The 15516-nt window shown below is 43.2% G+C and carries 11 protein-coding genes and 1 pseudogene; 9 read left to right on the top strand and 3 right to left on the bottom strand.

What is annotated here, in order from left to right; genetic code table 11:
• Window positions 1–7 precede the first annotated feature (7 nt).
• From cmoM to mukB, 4 genes are read left to right on the top strand one after another with little or no spacing between them, the layout of a single operon-like run.
• Window positions 8–793 (top strand): tRNA uridine 5-oxyacetic acid(34) methyltransferase CmoM, encoded by a 786-nt coding sequence (gene cmoM / locus XBJ1_RS03465; RefSeq protein ID WP_012987379.1) that lies wholly within the window; start codon window positions 8–10, stop codon window positions 791–793.
• The gene (gene mukF, locus XBJ1_RS03460; protein WP_012987378.1) at window positions 790–2112 is read left to right on the top strand and encodes a chromosome partition protein MukF; all 1323 of its coding nucleotides are present in this window, start codon (window positions 790–792) and stop codon (window positions 2110–2112) included. Before cmoM ends, mukF begins: the two co-directional genes overlap by 4 nt.
• Complete coding sequence (gene mukE, locus XBJ1_RS03455; protein ID WP_012987377.1) at window positions 2093–2815, top strand: chromosome partition protein MukE; 723 nt, start codon at window positions 2093–2095, stop codon at window positions 2813–2815. The genes mukF and mukE overlap by 20 nt, the downstream gene beginning before the upstream one ends.
• The gene (gene mukB, locus XBJ1_RS03450; RefSeq protein ID WP_012987376.1) at window positions 2812–7263 is read left to right on the top strand and encodes a chromosome partition protein MukB; all 4452 of its coding nucleotides are present in this window, start codon (window positions 2812–2814) and stop codon (window positions 7261–7263) included. The genes mukE and mukB overlap by 4 nt, the downstream gene beginning before the upstream one ends.
• Window positions 7264–7358: 95 nt before the next feature.
• Here the strand turns inward: mukB and XBJ1_RS21210 are convergent.
• Window positions 7359–7445, bottom strand: a pseudogene (locus tag XBJ1_RS21210) (IS1 family transposase); the annotation flags it as partial.
• Between the two features lie 141 nt (window positions 7446–7586).
• On the opposite strand from XBJ1_RS21210, the gene XBJ1_RS03445 reads away from it, so the two are divergent.
• From XBJ1_RS03445 to XBJ1_RS03425, 5 genes are all read left to right on the top strand, one after another.
• Window positions 7587–8222 carry a CatB-related O-acetyltransferase gene (locus XBJ1_RS03445; RefSeq protein WP_012987375.1) on the top strand — a complete coding sequence of 212 codons (636 nt, stop codon included), beginning with the start codon at window positions 7587–7589 and terminating at the stop codon, window positions 8220–8222.
• Window positions 8223–8344: 122 nt separating this feature from the next.
• A complete protein-coding gene (aphA, locus tag XBJ1_RS03440) occupies window positions 8345–9058 on the top strand; it encodes an acid phosphatase AphA (protein ID WP_012987374.1) in 714 nt (237 codons plus the stop codon).
• 256 nt (window positions 9059–9314) lie between these two features.
• Window positions 9315–11033, top strand: coding sequence for a L,D-transpeptidase (gene ldtD / locus XBJ1_RS03435; protein WP_012987373.1), 1719 nt, complete (start codon window positions 9315–9317; stop codon window positions 11031–11033).
• Window positions 11034–11441: 408 nt separating this feature from the next.
• On the top strand, window positions 11442–11990 hold the full coding sequence (locus XBJ1_RS03430; RefSeq protein WP_012987372.1) for a YcbK family protein: 549 nt from the start codon (window positions 11442–11444) through the stop codon (window positions 11988–11990).
• 45 nt (window positions 11991–12035) lie between these two features.
• Window positions 12036–12668 (top strand): MBL fold metallo-hydrolase, encoded by a 633-nt coding sequence (locus XBJ1_RS03425; protein ID WP_012987371.1) that lies wholly within the window; start codon window positions 12036–12038, stop codon window positions 12666–12668.
• Window positions 12669–12752: 84 nt separating this feature from the next.
• Here XBJ1_RS03425 and XBJ1_RS03420 read toward each other — a convergent pair whose 3' ends face one another.
• Both XBJ1_RS03420 and XBJ1_RS03415 read right to left on the bottom strand, forming a co-directional pair.
• Window positions 12753–13943: an amino acid aminotransferase gene (locus XBJ1_RS03420; RefSeq protein WP_012987370.1), complete on the bottom strand. Its 1191-nt coding sequence runs from the start codon at window positions 13941–13943 to the stop codon at window positions 12753–12755.
• 244 nt (window positions 13944–14187) lie between these two features.
• Window positions 14188–15312, bottom strand: coding sequence for a porin (locus XBJ1_RS03415; protein WP_012987368.1), 1125 nt, complete (start codon window positions 15310–15312; stop codon window positions 14188–14190).
• Window positions 15313–15516: the final 204 nt, after the last annotated feature.

Below are 15516 nucleotides of genomic sequence, written 5' to 3'. Positions count from 1 at the left end.
GTTTTTCATGCGGGATCGCAATTTCGATGATATTGCAGACAAATTTTCACGTAATATTTACGGCACAACCAAGGGTAAAATCAGGCAGGCCGTTGTCTGGCAGGATATCAACGAATTGCTGAATCATTTACCTCAACGCCCTCTGCGCATTTTGGATGCGGGAGGCGGTGAAGGAAACATGGCTTGCCAATTGGCTGCATTAGGCCATAAGGTCATATTATGTGACCTCTCTGAAGAAATGATCTTGCGGGCGAAATGTAATGCACAAGAGCGGGGTGTTCTCCATCAGATGCAATTTATTCAAAGCCCGGTACAGGATATTCGTCAACACATTAAACAACCCGTCGATTTAATTCTATTTCATGCTGTATTGGAATGGATCACTGACCAAAAAGATGCAATAGAAACATTGGGGGAGATAATAACACCCGGTGGAGCACTTTCATTAATGTTTTATAATGCTAATGGACTGGTCATGCGTAATGCCATCTTGGGTAACTTTCATTTGGCAACGCCAAATATTCAGCGTCGCCGAAAGCGTTCTTTATCGCCACAGAACCCATTAGTACCCGAACAGGTATATCAGTGGCTTACTGAACTCAATATGGAAATAACAGGCAAAACAGGTGTCAGGGTTTTTCACGACTACCTGCAAAGCCGCCAATTACAAAATACAGATTTTCCGGCGTTGCTTGAACTTGAACAACGTTATTGCAGACAGGAGCCCTATATCAGCCTGGGGCGTTACATTCATGTGATGGCACGCAAGCCGACTTTAAAGAGTGAATTATGAGTGAATATTCCCAGACTGTTCCTGAACTTGTGTCCTGGGCCAGAAAGAATGATTTTTCGATTTCATTGCCACCGGAACGCTTGGCTTTTTTGATGGCAATCTCAGTGCTGAACAGTGAACGTTTTGATGGCGAAATGAGCGAGGGAGAGTTGGTTGATGCGTTCCGTGAAGTTTGCAAAGGTTTTGAGCAAACGTCAGAGGCGGTTGCTGTCCGGGCGAATAATGCCATTAACGATATGGTACGCCAAAAGCTGATTAATCGCTTTACCAGTGAATTAGCGGATGGCAATGCTATTTATCGCTTGACGCCATTGGGTATTGGCATCAGTGATTATTATATTCGCCAGCGCGAATTTTCCACGTTGCGCCTTTCCATGCAGTTATCCATTGTCGCCAACGAACTACATCGGGCGGCTGAAGCTGCTGAAGAAGGTGGCGATGAGTTCCATTGGCACCGCAATGTTTTTGCGCCGCTCAAATATTCCGTCGCTGAAATTTTTGACAGCATCGATATGTCACAGCGTACTATGGATGAACAGCAAAACAGCGTAAAAATAGACATTGCTGCGCTCCTCAATCAAGATTGGCAGGCTGCTATCGCTAATTGCGAGCATTTACTGTCTGAAACGTCAGGTACATTGAGAGAGCTTCAGGATACGTTGGAAGCTGCTGGTGATAAATTACAGGCCAATCTACTGCGTATTCAGGATGCTAATATGGGTAGCGGTGGCTTAGAATTGGTGGATAAACTGGTTTTTGATCTGCAAAGTAAACTCGACCGCATTATTAGTTGGGGGCAACAGGCTATCGATCTCTGGATTGGCTATGATCGCCACGTTCACAAATTTATCCGTACCGCTATCGATATGGATAAGAACCGCATATTTGCTCAACGTCTCCGCCAATCTATCCAACACTATTTTGATCATCCGTGGGTGCTGACCATCGCCAATGCAGAGCGTTTGCTGGATATGCGCGACGAAGAACTGACATTGCGCAATGAAGAGGTAATGGGAGAATTACCGCCAGACATGGAATATGAAGAATTTAGTGAAATCAACGAACAATTGGCCGAGATGGTGGAGCAGGCTCTGGCGGTCTACCAGCAGGCCAGGCTCCCATTAGATTTGGGGGCAGTACTGCGCGATTATCTTGCTCAATATCCACATAACCGCCATTTCGATGTGGCGCGTATTCTGGTGGATCAGGCAGTACGGCTGGGCGTTGCAGAAGCGGATTTCTCTGGGTTGCCAGCGGAATGGTTAGCGATTAATGATTACGGAGCCAAGGTGCAGGCACATGTCATCGACACATATTGAACAATTTATGCCGGTCAAACTGGCTCAGGCATTATCCAACACACTTTTTCCTGAATTAGACAGCCAGCTTCGTTCAGGGCGTCACATTGGGATGGATGATCTTGATAATCATGCTTTCCTGATGGATTTTCAGGAGGAGCTGGAAACGTTTTATGCTCGCTATAATGTTGAGTTAATCCGTGCACCAGAAGGTTTTTTCTACCTGCGTCCACGCTCAACGACGCTGATCCCTCGATCTGTTCTGTCTGAAATGGACATGATGGTAGGTAAAATCCTGTGTTACCTCTATCTCAGCCCTGAACGTCTGTCCAATCAGGGAATATTTACCTTTCAGGAACTGTATGACGAGCTATTGTCGCTCGCTGACGAAAGTAAACTGATGAAATTGGTGAACCAACGTTCGACAGGCTCCGATCTGGATAAACAAAAACTACAGGAAAAAGCACGAACTTCCCTAAACCGCCTGCGCCGTTTGGGAATGGTCTATTTCCTGCAGAATGACAGCAATAAATTTACGATTACTGAAACGGTATTCCGCTTTGGAGCAGATGTACGTAGTGGTGACAACCCACGTGAAGCACAATTACGAATGATCCGTGATGGTGAAGCGATGTCGGTGGAAGGCAATTTATCGCAGGAAGATAATGAACACGAAGAAGTATCAGAGCATTCAGCAGAAGGTGCGGAGGATGAACAGTCATGATTGAACGCGGTAAATTTCGCTCACTGACGCTAGTTAACTGGAACGGTTTTTTTGCCAGAACGTTTGATCTTGACGAACTCGTGACCACCTTATCCGGTGGTAATGGTGCAGGTAAATCCACCACGATGGCGGCGTTTGTAACAGCGTTGATCCCTGACTTGACGCTGCTTCATTTCCGAAACACCACGGAAGCGGGCGCAACCAGTGGCTCCCGTGATAAAGGCTTGCACGGTAAACTGCGTGCCGGGGTCTGTTATTCTACACTGGATGTCGTTAACTCCCGCCACCAGCGGATCATTGCGGGGGTTCGCTTACAGCAGGTTGCCGGGCGCGACCGCAAGGTTGATATCAAACCATTCATGATCCAGGGTGTCCCTGCATCGATACAGCCAACGCAGTTATTGACCGAAAACATTGGCGAACGTCAGGCGCGGGTTCTGCCATTAAATGAGCTGAAAGAGCGCCTTGATGAGATGGAAGGTGTTCAGTTCAAACAATTTAACTCTATCACCGATTACCATTCCCTGATGTTTGATTTGGGGGTGATTCCAAAACGTCTGCGTTCGGCCAGTGATCGTAGTAAGTTTTACCGTCTGATAGAAGCATCATTATATGGTGGTATTTCCAGCGCGATCACTCGCTCACTGCGTGATTATTTACTGCCAGAAAACAGCGGCGTTAGAAAAGCGTTTCAGGACATGGAAGCGGCACTGCGTGAAAACCGCATCACGCTGGAAGCAATCCGCGTTACCCAATCTGATCGCGATCTGTTTAAACATCTCATCACGGAAGCGACAGCTTATGTTTCTGCTGACTACATGCGTCATACCAATGAGCGCCGTATCCACCTAGATGAAGCCTTGGCTTTGCGTAGTGAGTTATTTGGTAGCCGCCGTCAATTAGTGGCTGAACAGTATCGCCATGTCGAAATAGCACGGGAGCTTACAGAGCAGAGTGGTGCGTCTTCTGATTTGGAGATGGATTATCAGGCGGCTAGCGATCATCTGAATTTAGTTCAGACAGCCATGCGTCAGCAGGAGAAAATAGATCGTTATCAAGGAGATATTGAAGAACTGACTTATCGCCTGGAAGAACAGACTGAAGTTGTCGAAGAAGCGAAAGAGTTACAGGCAGAATATGACGCCGTGTCTGAGGCGGCTGAACAGGAAGTTGATGAATTAAAAAGCCAGCTTGCTGACTATCAGCAGGCGTTGGATGTTCAACAAACTCGCTCGATCCAATATCAACAGGCGCTGCAAGCACTGGAACGTGCCCGTGAGCTTTGTCAGCTCCCGGATTTATTGATAGATAATGCTGATGAGTGGCAGGAAACCTATCAGGCCAAAGAACAACAGGCGACTGAAACCTTGCTGGCGCTGGAGCAGAAGCTGAGTGTGGCAGATGCTGCCCATAGTCAGTTTGAGCAGGCTTATCAACTGGTGAAAAATATTGTTGGTGAGGTGAGCCGTAGCTCAGCATGGCAAAGTGCCCGTGAAGTACTGCGCGAATGGCCATCCCAACGCCATCTGGCGGATCGTGTTCAGCCTCTGCGTATTCAATTAGCTGAATTGGAACAGCGTCTGAACAGCCAGCAAAATGCAGAGCGCTTACTGGGGGAATTCTGTAAGCGCCACAACCAGCAGTACCAACCGGAAGATTTAGAAGCGTTGCAGGGCGAATTGGAAGCCCGCTCGGAAGAGTTAAGCCTGAATGCCAGTGAAAGCGGCGAGCGCCGTATGCAGATGCGTCAGCAGCTGGAACAGCTTAAGCAGAAAATTCAGGGATTGACAACACGAGCACCAGTTTGGCTGACGGCACAGGATGCATTGAACCAACTTTGTGAGCAGAGCGGTGAAACGTTCGAAAGTGCCAATGATGTCACTGAATACATGCAACAATTGTTGGAGCAAGAACGCGAAACTACCGTCGAACGTGATGATGTGTCAGCACAGAAACGTGAGCTTGAAAAGCATATTGAGCGTTTGAGCCAGCCAAGTGGTGCCGAAGACAGTAGATTGCTTGCATTGGCGGAACGTTTTGGTGGTGTTTTGCTGTCAGAAATTTATGATGACATCACCATTGATGATGCGCCTTATTTCTCCGCATTGTACGGGCCAGCCCGCCACGCTATCGTTGTGCCGGATCTTTCGTTGGTAAGTCCACATCTGGAAGCACTGGAAGATTGCCCGGAAGATCTTTATCTGATTGAAGGCGATCCGCAATCCTTTGATGATAGCGTCTTAGATTTCGAAGAGCGGAAAAATGCTGTTCTGGTAAAATCATCGGATCGTCAGTGGCGTTATTCCCGTTATCCTGACGTTCCGCTGTTTGGAAGGGCTGCAAGGGAAAATCGCCTGGAAATACTGAATTTTGAACGTGATACGCTGGCAGAACGCTATGCAACGCTTTCGTTTGACGTCCAGAAAATCCAGCGCGCCTATCAGGCTTTCAGCCGTTTTGTGGGCAAACATCTGTCAGTTGCATTTGATGACGATCCAGAAGCTGATATTCGTAGCTTGAATCAGCAGCGAATTGAACTGGAGCGCGAACTCTCTCAATTTGAAGCACAGACTCAACAGCATCACCAGAAACTGGTTCAGGTAAAAGAGAGTCTGTCAGCGCTGAACCGCCTGATCCCACAAATTACCCTCTTGCTGGATGAAACGCTGATTGACCGTGTGGAAACGGTGCGTGAAGAAATGAGTGAAGCACAAGATGCGGCTCGTTTTCTGCAACAGCATAGTCATGCACTGAACAAACTCGAACCGTTGGTTTCTGTCCTGCAAAGTGATCCACAGCAGCATGAGCAGTTGAAGCAGGATTATGAGACGGCGAAACACACCCAGAATAAAGCGAAACAGCAAGCTTTTGCTTTGACGGAAGTGGTGCAGCGTCGTGCGCATTTCAGCTATAGCGATTCTGTGGGGATGCTCAGTGACAATGCTGATCTGAATGATAAATTGCGCCAGCGCCTTGAACATGCGGAGTCTGATCGCAGCCGCGCGCGTGAACAATTGCGCCAGCAGCAATCACAATACGCCCAATTTAATCAAGTATTGGCCTCATTGAAGAGTTCCTATGACACTAAGCAGGATATGTTGAAGGAACTTGAGCAGGAGATGAAAGACATCGGTGTTCAGGCCGATCCGAATGCAGAAAGTCGAGCCCGTGAACGTCGCGATCAGCTTCACGCTGCCTTGAGCACCAATCGTTCCCGCATCAACCAGCTTGAGAAACAGATCGCATTTTGTGAGGCCGAAATGGAAAACCTCCAGAAAAAATTGCGTAAAACTGAGCGTGACTATTATCAGAAACGCGAGCAGGTGGTTTCTTCAAAAGCTGGCTGGTGTGCTGTTATGCGGCTGGTGAAAGATAATGGTGTTGAGCGTCGCCTCCATCGCCGCGAACTGGCCTATATGAATGGAGATGAGCTGCGTTCAATGTCGGATAAAGCGCTGGGAGCATTGCGTCTGGCGGTGGCAAATAATGAACACCTGCGCGATGCACTGCGTTTGTCTGAAGATCCCAAACGTCCAGAACGTAAAATTCAATTTTTCGTTGCTGTTTATCAACATCTGCGTGAGCGTATCCGCCAAGATATTATCCGTACCGATGATCCGGTTGATGCCATTGAACAGATGGAAATTGAACTGGCTCGTTTGACGGAAGAATTAACGGCGCGTGAACAAAAACTGGCGATCAGTTCCAAGAGTGTGGCCAATATCATTCGCAAGACGATTCAGCGCGAGCAGAACCGTATTCGCATGTTGAATCAGGGATTGCAGGCTGTTTCTTTTGGTCAGGTAGGAGGAGTGCGTTTGAACGTCAATGTACGTGAAAGCCATTCAATCTTGCTGGATGTGCTTTCTGAACAGCAGGAGCAACATCAGGATCTGTTCAAGAGCCAGCGTCTGACTTTCTCGGAAGCGATGGCGAAACTTTACCAGCGTCTGAACCCACAAATTGACATGGGGCAGCGTTTACCGCAGACCATTGGTGAAGAATTACTGGATTACCGTAACTACCTCGAATTGGACGTTGAAGTCAACCGTGGCTCTGATGGTTGGCTCAAAGCTGAAAGTGGGGCATTGTCTACGGGTGAAGCCATTGGTACAGGGATGTCAATTCTGGTTATGGTCGTGCAGAGTTGGGAAGAGGAATCACGGCGCCTGCGTGGTAAAGACATATCACCATGCCGTCTATTGTTCCTTGATGAAGCGGCGCGTTTGGATGCGAAATCAATCGCCACGCTGTTTGAACTGTGCGAACGTTTGCAGATGCAGTTAATTATCGCAGCGCCGGAAAACATCAGCCCGGAAAAAGGTACAACGTATAAATTAGTACGTAAAATATTTAATAATCATGAACATGTGCATGTTGTTGGTCTGCGTGGTTTTGGACAGGATGCTCCCGCCATTGAACAGCTTCAACCCATCTTGGCAGAGTAATTCTGGCGTTGGGTAATGTTTCTATATTTAAGGGAGGCCATATTATGATATGTCCTCCCTGCTGAGATTACCGTATTCAATAGTTAGATTACCAATTAAACATAGTATTTATGTTCAATAGAAGTCCCTATCACTTTATCGTGCATTTCTTCCAATTTAGAATAACCAATCGTTTTTCGATTTGGGTTTTATAATCGGGTATGATGGGGAAAATCAGTTTTTTCTATATAACACATGACCATCAAGCAGTTATAGAATTTGTTAGGACGATTGAGCTGTATAGGGAATGATTTTTAATTTACTACTTCTTTAGGTAATTATTTATGAATGAGAATCAAAAACATTGGTCACAAGTTGAATATTTACATTCAACAGTAACCAACCCCAATATAAAGATTAAAGGCACACACAGTTATTATAGTCACTGCTGGAGTGATAGTTTTGAGAAGAGTGTTGTCCGTTATCTTCATGGTGATGAAATCAGCCTTGGATGGGAACCTTTAGGTGTCGTTGATAAGCTTTATATAGGAAATTATGTCTGTATTGCATCAGAAGCTGTCATTCTGATGGGAGGCAACCATACTCATCGAATAGACTGGTTTTCTGTCTATCCTTTTTTGGAAGGTATTAAAGAATCCTATCAACATTCCGGTGATACAATTTTGTCTGATGGGTGTTGGATTGGTATGCGTTCAATGATCATGCCTGGCGTAACGATTGGGGAGGGAGCGGTTGTTGCTGCGGGGAGTATTGTCACGAAAGATGTTTCTCCGTATACCGTAGTGGGTGGAAATCCTGCCCGATTCATTAAATATCGTTTTGAACCTTCTGTTATATCGAGATTGCTGGCGTTGAAAATGTATGATCTGGATGAAGATATGGTGGAAAAATTGCTCCCTTATTTGAAAGGGGATGATATAGATTCCCTTGAATCAGCTTATTATTCTTTTAATAAATAAAGAATTATAATGAGTTTATGAATAAATTGTAACCTTGTGTTATTGTGTAGTGTGTCTCATTTTAGTGCGATAAGAACGTCTATTATCTCACATCGTTATGATTAATATAAAAAGGAATAACGATGCGTAAAGTAACGTTAGTATTCAGTGCCATTGCGTTTGCTTTTAGCTTAAACGGTGTCGTACAGGCGAAAGTACAAATGCCAGAATCAGTCAGCTCAGGGGTAACTACAGTAGAACTTTCTCAGCGTCAGGCTGTACATTGGGTCTCAGTAGAGCAGATTGAAAAAAGCCTGCAAGATCAGCCGCCAATGGCGATAGGGTTTGATATCGATGACACCGTATTGTTTTCCAGCCCTGGTTTTTATCGTGGTAAATTGAAATATTCACCAAATGACAATAGCTATCTGAAAAATCCGGCATTTTGGGAAAAAATGAATAATGAATGGGATGAATTCAGTATGCCGAAACAAATCGGTATTGAATTGGTTCAGATGCATTTAAAACGGGGAGATAATATTTATTTCATTACAGGGCGTACGAAAACTAAAACAGAAACAGTAACAAAATATTTGCAGGAAGACCTACATATTCCTGCTGACAAAATGAATGTCGTTATTTTTGCAGGTGATGATCCAGGAAAAAATAATAAAATCAGCTGGATGAAAGAACATAAATTAAAGCTCTACTATGGCGATGCAGATGCTGATATTGCTGCTGCCCATGAACTGAATATCAGAGGTATTCGTATTTTGAGAGCATCAAATTCTTCTTATCAGCCTCTGCCTAAAGCTGGCCGCTTTGGGGAAGAAGTAGTCATTAAATCCGAATATTAATCCGAAAGATTTTACAGAATGAACTTTAGTTAGAGGCACTTAAGGTGCCTTTTTCTTTTTTAGTGCTAACATAAGCTAATTTATTATAATAAAAAATTTTTTTTTACCCGGGGTGACTGGCTATGATGATATGCTTCTATCTTAATAGATAATTATGTATATAATTACCACTATTCTTTCTCAATAAAACAAGTCTACTGATAATTAAAATAAGTCATTGGATAGCTGCATGTATAATAAGGTAAGGTGAGGTTTTATGGTGAAGAACACGGTCAGGTTACTGAAAGTTTCTTTTATCTGTAGCGCGTTGGCGGTATCAGAGGAAACCTTTGCAAGTCAACAAAATGGACTGATAGTAAATGATACCCAACAATTTTTGGAGGAACAAAAAAAGGAAGACGTAGTTGTTTCACCGGATCAGATTATTCCTATATCTTCAGTAAATTCGATTGAAGAAAACCGAAAACAGATACAAAGTTGGTTACCGCAACAAGTAAAACCAATATTCATTGACCGTTTGGCAACGTTATATGCAGTCAATAAAATGAAACCGCTATGGCAAGATAAAAATACGGTTCAACAGTTTGAACAGCAATTATTTGAACTATCATTGGCCGGGGTTCAACCCCAATTTGGAAAGTGGCTGACTCAACTTCATTCTGCTGAATTAAGCGATATGGGACGTGATGTTATTTTATCAGATGCCATGTTGGGCTATCTGCATTTTGTCAATGATGTTAAGAAAAAAGGAGATTCGTGGTTATACAGTAAAAAATCTTATAAGATTAATTTACCGCCTCCTGATTTAATTGATAAATGGCAACAGCATATTACTGATAATAATGTATTTTCTTACATCACTGCATTGTCACCAAATAACCCTATGTATAAAAATATGCGTAAGGAGATGCTGAAACAATTGGCTGATAAACAGCAGTGGTCTGATTTTTCAATGAAAGGAACATTAAGACCGGGACAAAATAGTGAAAGTGTCGTGGCGTTAAGGGAAATATTAATTCGTTCCGATACTTTGGATTCGTTAACAGTCAAACCTGAAAACAAGGTCTACAATAAAGAATTAGTGGCTGCCGTAAAACGTTTTCAAGCTTTACATGGATTATCGGCTGATGGTGTTATTGGGCAGTCGACGAAAGTATGGCTGAATACTACGCCACAAACCCGCGCTCGAATTATGGCATTGAATATACAGAGGCTGCGTATTATTCCAGATAATATTCCTACGGGTATACTGGTCAATATTCCCAACTACTCATTATTTTATTATCTGGATGGTAAAGAAGTATTGAATTCTAAAGTCGTTGTCGGGCGACCGAGCAGAAAAACGCCTATCATGAGCAGTAATCTGAATAATGTGGTGATTAACCCACCGTGGACTGTTCCTACCAGTATGACACGGAAGGATATTGCACCTAGAGCAATGCGTGACCCTAGTTATTTTCGTAGTCGTGGTTATACCGTTTTTTCCAGTTGGAGCAATGATGCCAAGGTTATCGATCCTTCATCAATTAACTGGGACGTGACTACACCAAATAATTTTCCTTATCGTATACGGCAGGCGCCTGGTCCAACTAATTCACTAGGGCGTTTTAAGTTCAACATGCCAAACTCAGAAGCGATTTATTTGCATGATACGCCAAATCAGGCTTCATTTGGCCGGGAAATGAGAGCGGTCAGTTCAGGTTGTGTACGTGTTAATAAGGCTCCTGAATTGGCTAATATGTTGTTGGGGAATGCAGGTTGGAATAAGGATCGGGTAAGTAATTCCTTAAAAACATGGACAACAGCATATGTGAATATTCCGAAGAAAATTCCGGTATTTCTCTATTATCAAACGGCTTGGGTTGATGAAGGAGGAGTGCCTCAATACCGCGCAGATATTTATGATTATGATATGAGTGCCAGAGAGCAGTCTGAACTTTTATCCGAGATCCTAGCAACTCGAAATGATTCATAATTTTCTATAATTAATGAAAGAAGAAAGTTTAAAATTAATGTCTGTACAGTGAGGGAAATAGCGCTAATTTCCTCACTGTTATTTTCTCCTTATCCAGTCTTTTGACTCTATTTTTTCTCATAATTACCTTTTGTTAATGTGATTTTTTCTCTGCTATTGATAAATTTATCATGATTCAGATGGATAAAATTTTGTAATAACACGACATCATTAATATTTCATCTATATTTAATATTATTTGTATTATGTTAGATTGGTCACAATTATTGACTGGTAAATTTACAGTAATATACAAAAATTATTAAAACTACTTTTTGTTTGTTGCTGTCTTATTAGTCGGTTAAACTCAATGAGTCACCTAATTTAGAAATTATTGATACACCATAGAATAGCAGGGCATATTAATCCATGAATGATATTGACTATAGCCGCCGAAAGTGGCTTGGTATAGGTGCAGCTGCGTTGGGGTTAAGTTTATTACCTCAACACGCATTGGCCGCATTGACAACACCACGTCCTCGAATTTTACGTTTTGATAATTTGCACACGGGGGAAACACTCAAAGCAGAATTTTTTGATGGTCGTCGCTATAACAAGTCAGAATTGGCTCGTTTGAATTATTTATTCCGCGATTATCGCCAAAATAAAATCAAATCTATTGATCCGAAACTGTTTGATCAGATTTATTTATTGCAGATGATGATAGGAATAAATAAACCTGTTCAATTGGTGTCTGGTTATCGTTCATTGACGACAAATAATATGTTGCGTCAGGCTAGTGGTGGTGTCGCAAAACGTAGCTATCATACCCGTGGGCAAGCAATGGATTTTCATATCGATAGTGTTCAGCTCGCACATATTCGTAAAGCTGCACTGAAGATGAGAGCGGGGGGCGTTGGGTTTTACCCAAAGAGTAATTTTATTCATATAGATACAGGCCCAGTCAGGACGTGGTAATCTTATTATCAGGTATTTGTCTTGATCGTGGAGTTAAACAATATAATGAATTATCACATTATCCCTGTAACTACGGTGATGCAAAATTGTACGTTGATCTGGTGTGAAGAAACTCTGGAAGCGGCAATTGTTGATCCCGGTGGTGAGGCTGAAAAACTTATTTCTGAAATAGAGCAACGTGGACTGAAATTAACGCAAATTCTGTTAACTCATGGCCACTATGATCATGTTGGCGCTACTGTTGACGTTGCTACACACTTCAATGTTCCTGTTCATGGGCCTCATAAAGCAGATGCTTTTTGGATAGAAGCGCTGGAAGTTCAATGCCAGATGTTTGGTGTTGAGGCATGCCCATCTTTTACACCAGAACGCTGGTTGGATGAAGGGGATACATTGCAGATTGGTAATATCGAATTCTCTGTTTTGCATTGCCCAGGGCATACGCCAGGGCATATCATCTTTGTCAGTCATACCGATAAATTAATCTCAATGGGAGATGTGTTGTTTAAGGGTAGTATTGGCCGCACGGATTTTCCGGGTGGTAATTATGATGATTTGATTCAATCCATTAAAGAAAAAGTAATTCCAATAGGTGATGATTTCCACTTTATTCCCGGACATGGTTCGATGTCAACATTGGGTCATGAACGTAAAACTAACCCATTCCTGCAAGATTGATTAATGCGTTTTTAATTGTTCGGAAGATAAAAGCCGCTTTTTCAGCGGCTTTGTGATTGAGGGAGATCTTGCTACTCAGAAAAACTAGAGTACTGCAACAATCGCTTCACACAGAGGAACCATGTTCTCCAGTGTTAAGCCCGCTACGTTAATGCGCCCAGAGCTGACCGCATAAATACCGAATTCTTCACGCAGACGATCAACTTGTTCTTTAGTCAGACCACTGAATGAAAACATACCATTTTGGCTAATAATAAAGCTAAAGTCTTGTTTTGCACCTTTTTCTTGCAAGGTGTTCACAAACAGCTGACGCATACGACGAATGCGTTCACGCATAGTCGCCAGTTCTTGAATCCATTCTGCTTTAAATTCGTCATTGGACAGAATTGTAGTAACAACAGAAGCGCCGTGTGCCGGTGGGTTAGAGTAGTTAGTACGAACAATAGATTTCGCCTGACTGAATGCTTTTTCTGCGGTATCGCTGTCAGTTGCAACGATGGTGCAGGCACCTACACGCTCATTGTACAGGCCAAAATTTTTGGAGTAAGAGCTGGCAACGATCAGTTCATTATGGTTTTTAGTAAAAATACGCAGGCCTTCTGCATCTTCATCTAAACTTCTGGCAAAACCCTGATAAGCGAAATCAAACACAGGCAGCCAGCCATTTGCCGCAGATAAATCTGCCAGTTTCTGCCACTGTTCAGCCGTTGGATCGATACCGGTTGGGTTATGGCAGCAACCGTGAAGCAGAACAACATCACCTGCTTGAGCTTCAGACAGGCTAGCCAACATGCCATCAAAATCCAGAGCATGCTTTTCTGCATTGTAATATTGGTACTCGCGGATTTCTAACCCAGCGCTAGAGAAAACGCCTTTATGGTTTGGCCATGTTGGGTTACTGATCCAGACACGTTTTGCATTGGTCTGTTTAGCAATAAAATCTGCGGCAGTGCGCAGTGCACCGGTTCCGCCTGGGCTTTGTACAGTACGGGCGCGTTTGTCAGTAATGATAGTGCTGGTATTGCCGAAGAGTAGTTCCTGAGTGACGCGGCCAAATTCAGGTAACCCACTAATTGCCAGATAATTTTTGGTGGTTTCGTTTTCCAGCAGGAATTTTTCTGCTTTTTTAACGGTGGTCAGGACAGGGGTTTTACCAGTTTCGTCTTTGTAAACACCGATACCCAGATTGATTTTATTTTCACGAGGATCAGCTTTAAAGCTATCCGCTAAACCAAGAATAGGGTCGGCAGGTGCTGCTGTAATTTTTTCAAACATTTTTTTGATTCCAAGACTCGGAGAGTTAAGCCCAAAAAATAAGTTATACACCGCTCAGGGTAACCTCAAGGAACTCGTTTGCCAACAATTTGTAGCAAAAAGAAGACAATCTTGTGAAGTAGTTTACGGAGTGAAAAAAATGTCATAAAAAACAGTAAAGTAAAACGTAAAAAAGCAGCGCCTAAGCGCTGCTTTTCAGAGATGGTTTTGTTTAACCTTGAGCTAAACAATTCATCAACTGTAATTAGAACTGGTAAGTCAGACCTACGCCGAATACGTTGCGAGCGTTGATGCCCAGATCGTTGTCTTTCTTAAGCAGGTTGATTTTGTAATCAACATAAGTAGACAGGTTTTTGTTAAAGTAGTAGTAAGTACCTACAGAAACGTATTTAACCAGATCGTGGTTGATTCTGTCTTCACCTTCACCCAGATCTTTACCTTTAGACTGAACATAAGCCAGAGATGGTTTCAGGCCGAAGTCAGAGAAATAGTATTGGGCAACTAACTCAACATTTTGAGTTTTGTTAGCGATAAGATCACCTTTAACTAGTTTACCTTCGTCGTTAAAACCGCTTACTTTGGCGCTAGTCATGTTGCGAGTTTCGCCGTACATAGCTGCCAAATATACGTTGTTAGCATCGTATTTAGCACCGATGTTCCATGCTTCCGCACGTTTGCCGAAAGCATCGGCGTTATGCTGCTGACTGTTTAAGGTACGTGCAGAGTTAGCATAAGAACCACCAACAGAGATACCGTAGCCTACGTCATAAGTAGTAGATAAACCATAACCGTCGCCATTGGCTTTAGTTGGTTCAGTACGCTCGTTTTTGGTACGATCGCTGTTTTGTCCTTGGTATTGCAGAGCAAAGCCCAAGCCATCAACTAGGCCAAAGAAGTCAGTGTTGCGATAAGTCAGCAGACCAGTAGAACGGCCAGTCATAAAGTTATCAGTCTGAGACATGGAATCACCGCCGAAAATAGGCAGTACGTCAGTCCATACGTTAACATCATATACAACACCGTAGTTACGGCCGTAATCTAGTGAGCCGTAGTTAGCAAATTTCAGACCAGCGTAAGCCAGACGAGTAGCATAGTCTTGTTTACCCTCTTCTTTGTGAGCTTTCATGTTGTATTCCCAACGACCGTAGCCAGTCAGTTGGTCATTAACTTGAGTTTCACCTTTGATGCCCAGACGTGCGTAGGAATCATCACCATCTTCACCGCTTCTTTTGTCAGCGAACTGATGACGAACGTCTACTTTACCGTACAGATCCAGTTTGTTGCCGTCTTTATTATAAATTTCAGCTGCGTTAGCCGTACCAGCGACCAGCAGAGCTGGGATTACCACTGCAAGAAGATTGCGTTTCATTATTATTACCCTCATTGGTGTTATGTTGACACCGGCCACTGCCAGAAATAGAACACTAAAAATTTTTGGAACTATTTATGGACATTGAGTGTCTTATTAGTCGGCGACCAGTGTTCCATTGGTAATGAATTTTATCTACCCTCAAAATGCTACAAAATCGAATAATTGGTAACAATTTGTAAATAAATATTTCAAAATGTAAAT

The sequence above is a fragment of the Xenorhabdus bovienii SS-2004 genome, from assembly GCF_000027225.1.
GTDB classification, from domain to species: Bacteria; Pseudomonadota; Gammaproteobacteria; order Enterobacterales; family Enterobacteriaceae; genus Xenorhabdus; species Xenorhabdus bovienii_C.
The sequence above is the reverse complement of the archived record's forward strand: the minus strand, read 5'-3'. Positions and strand labels throughout refer to the sequence as shown.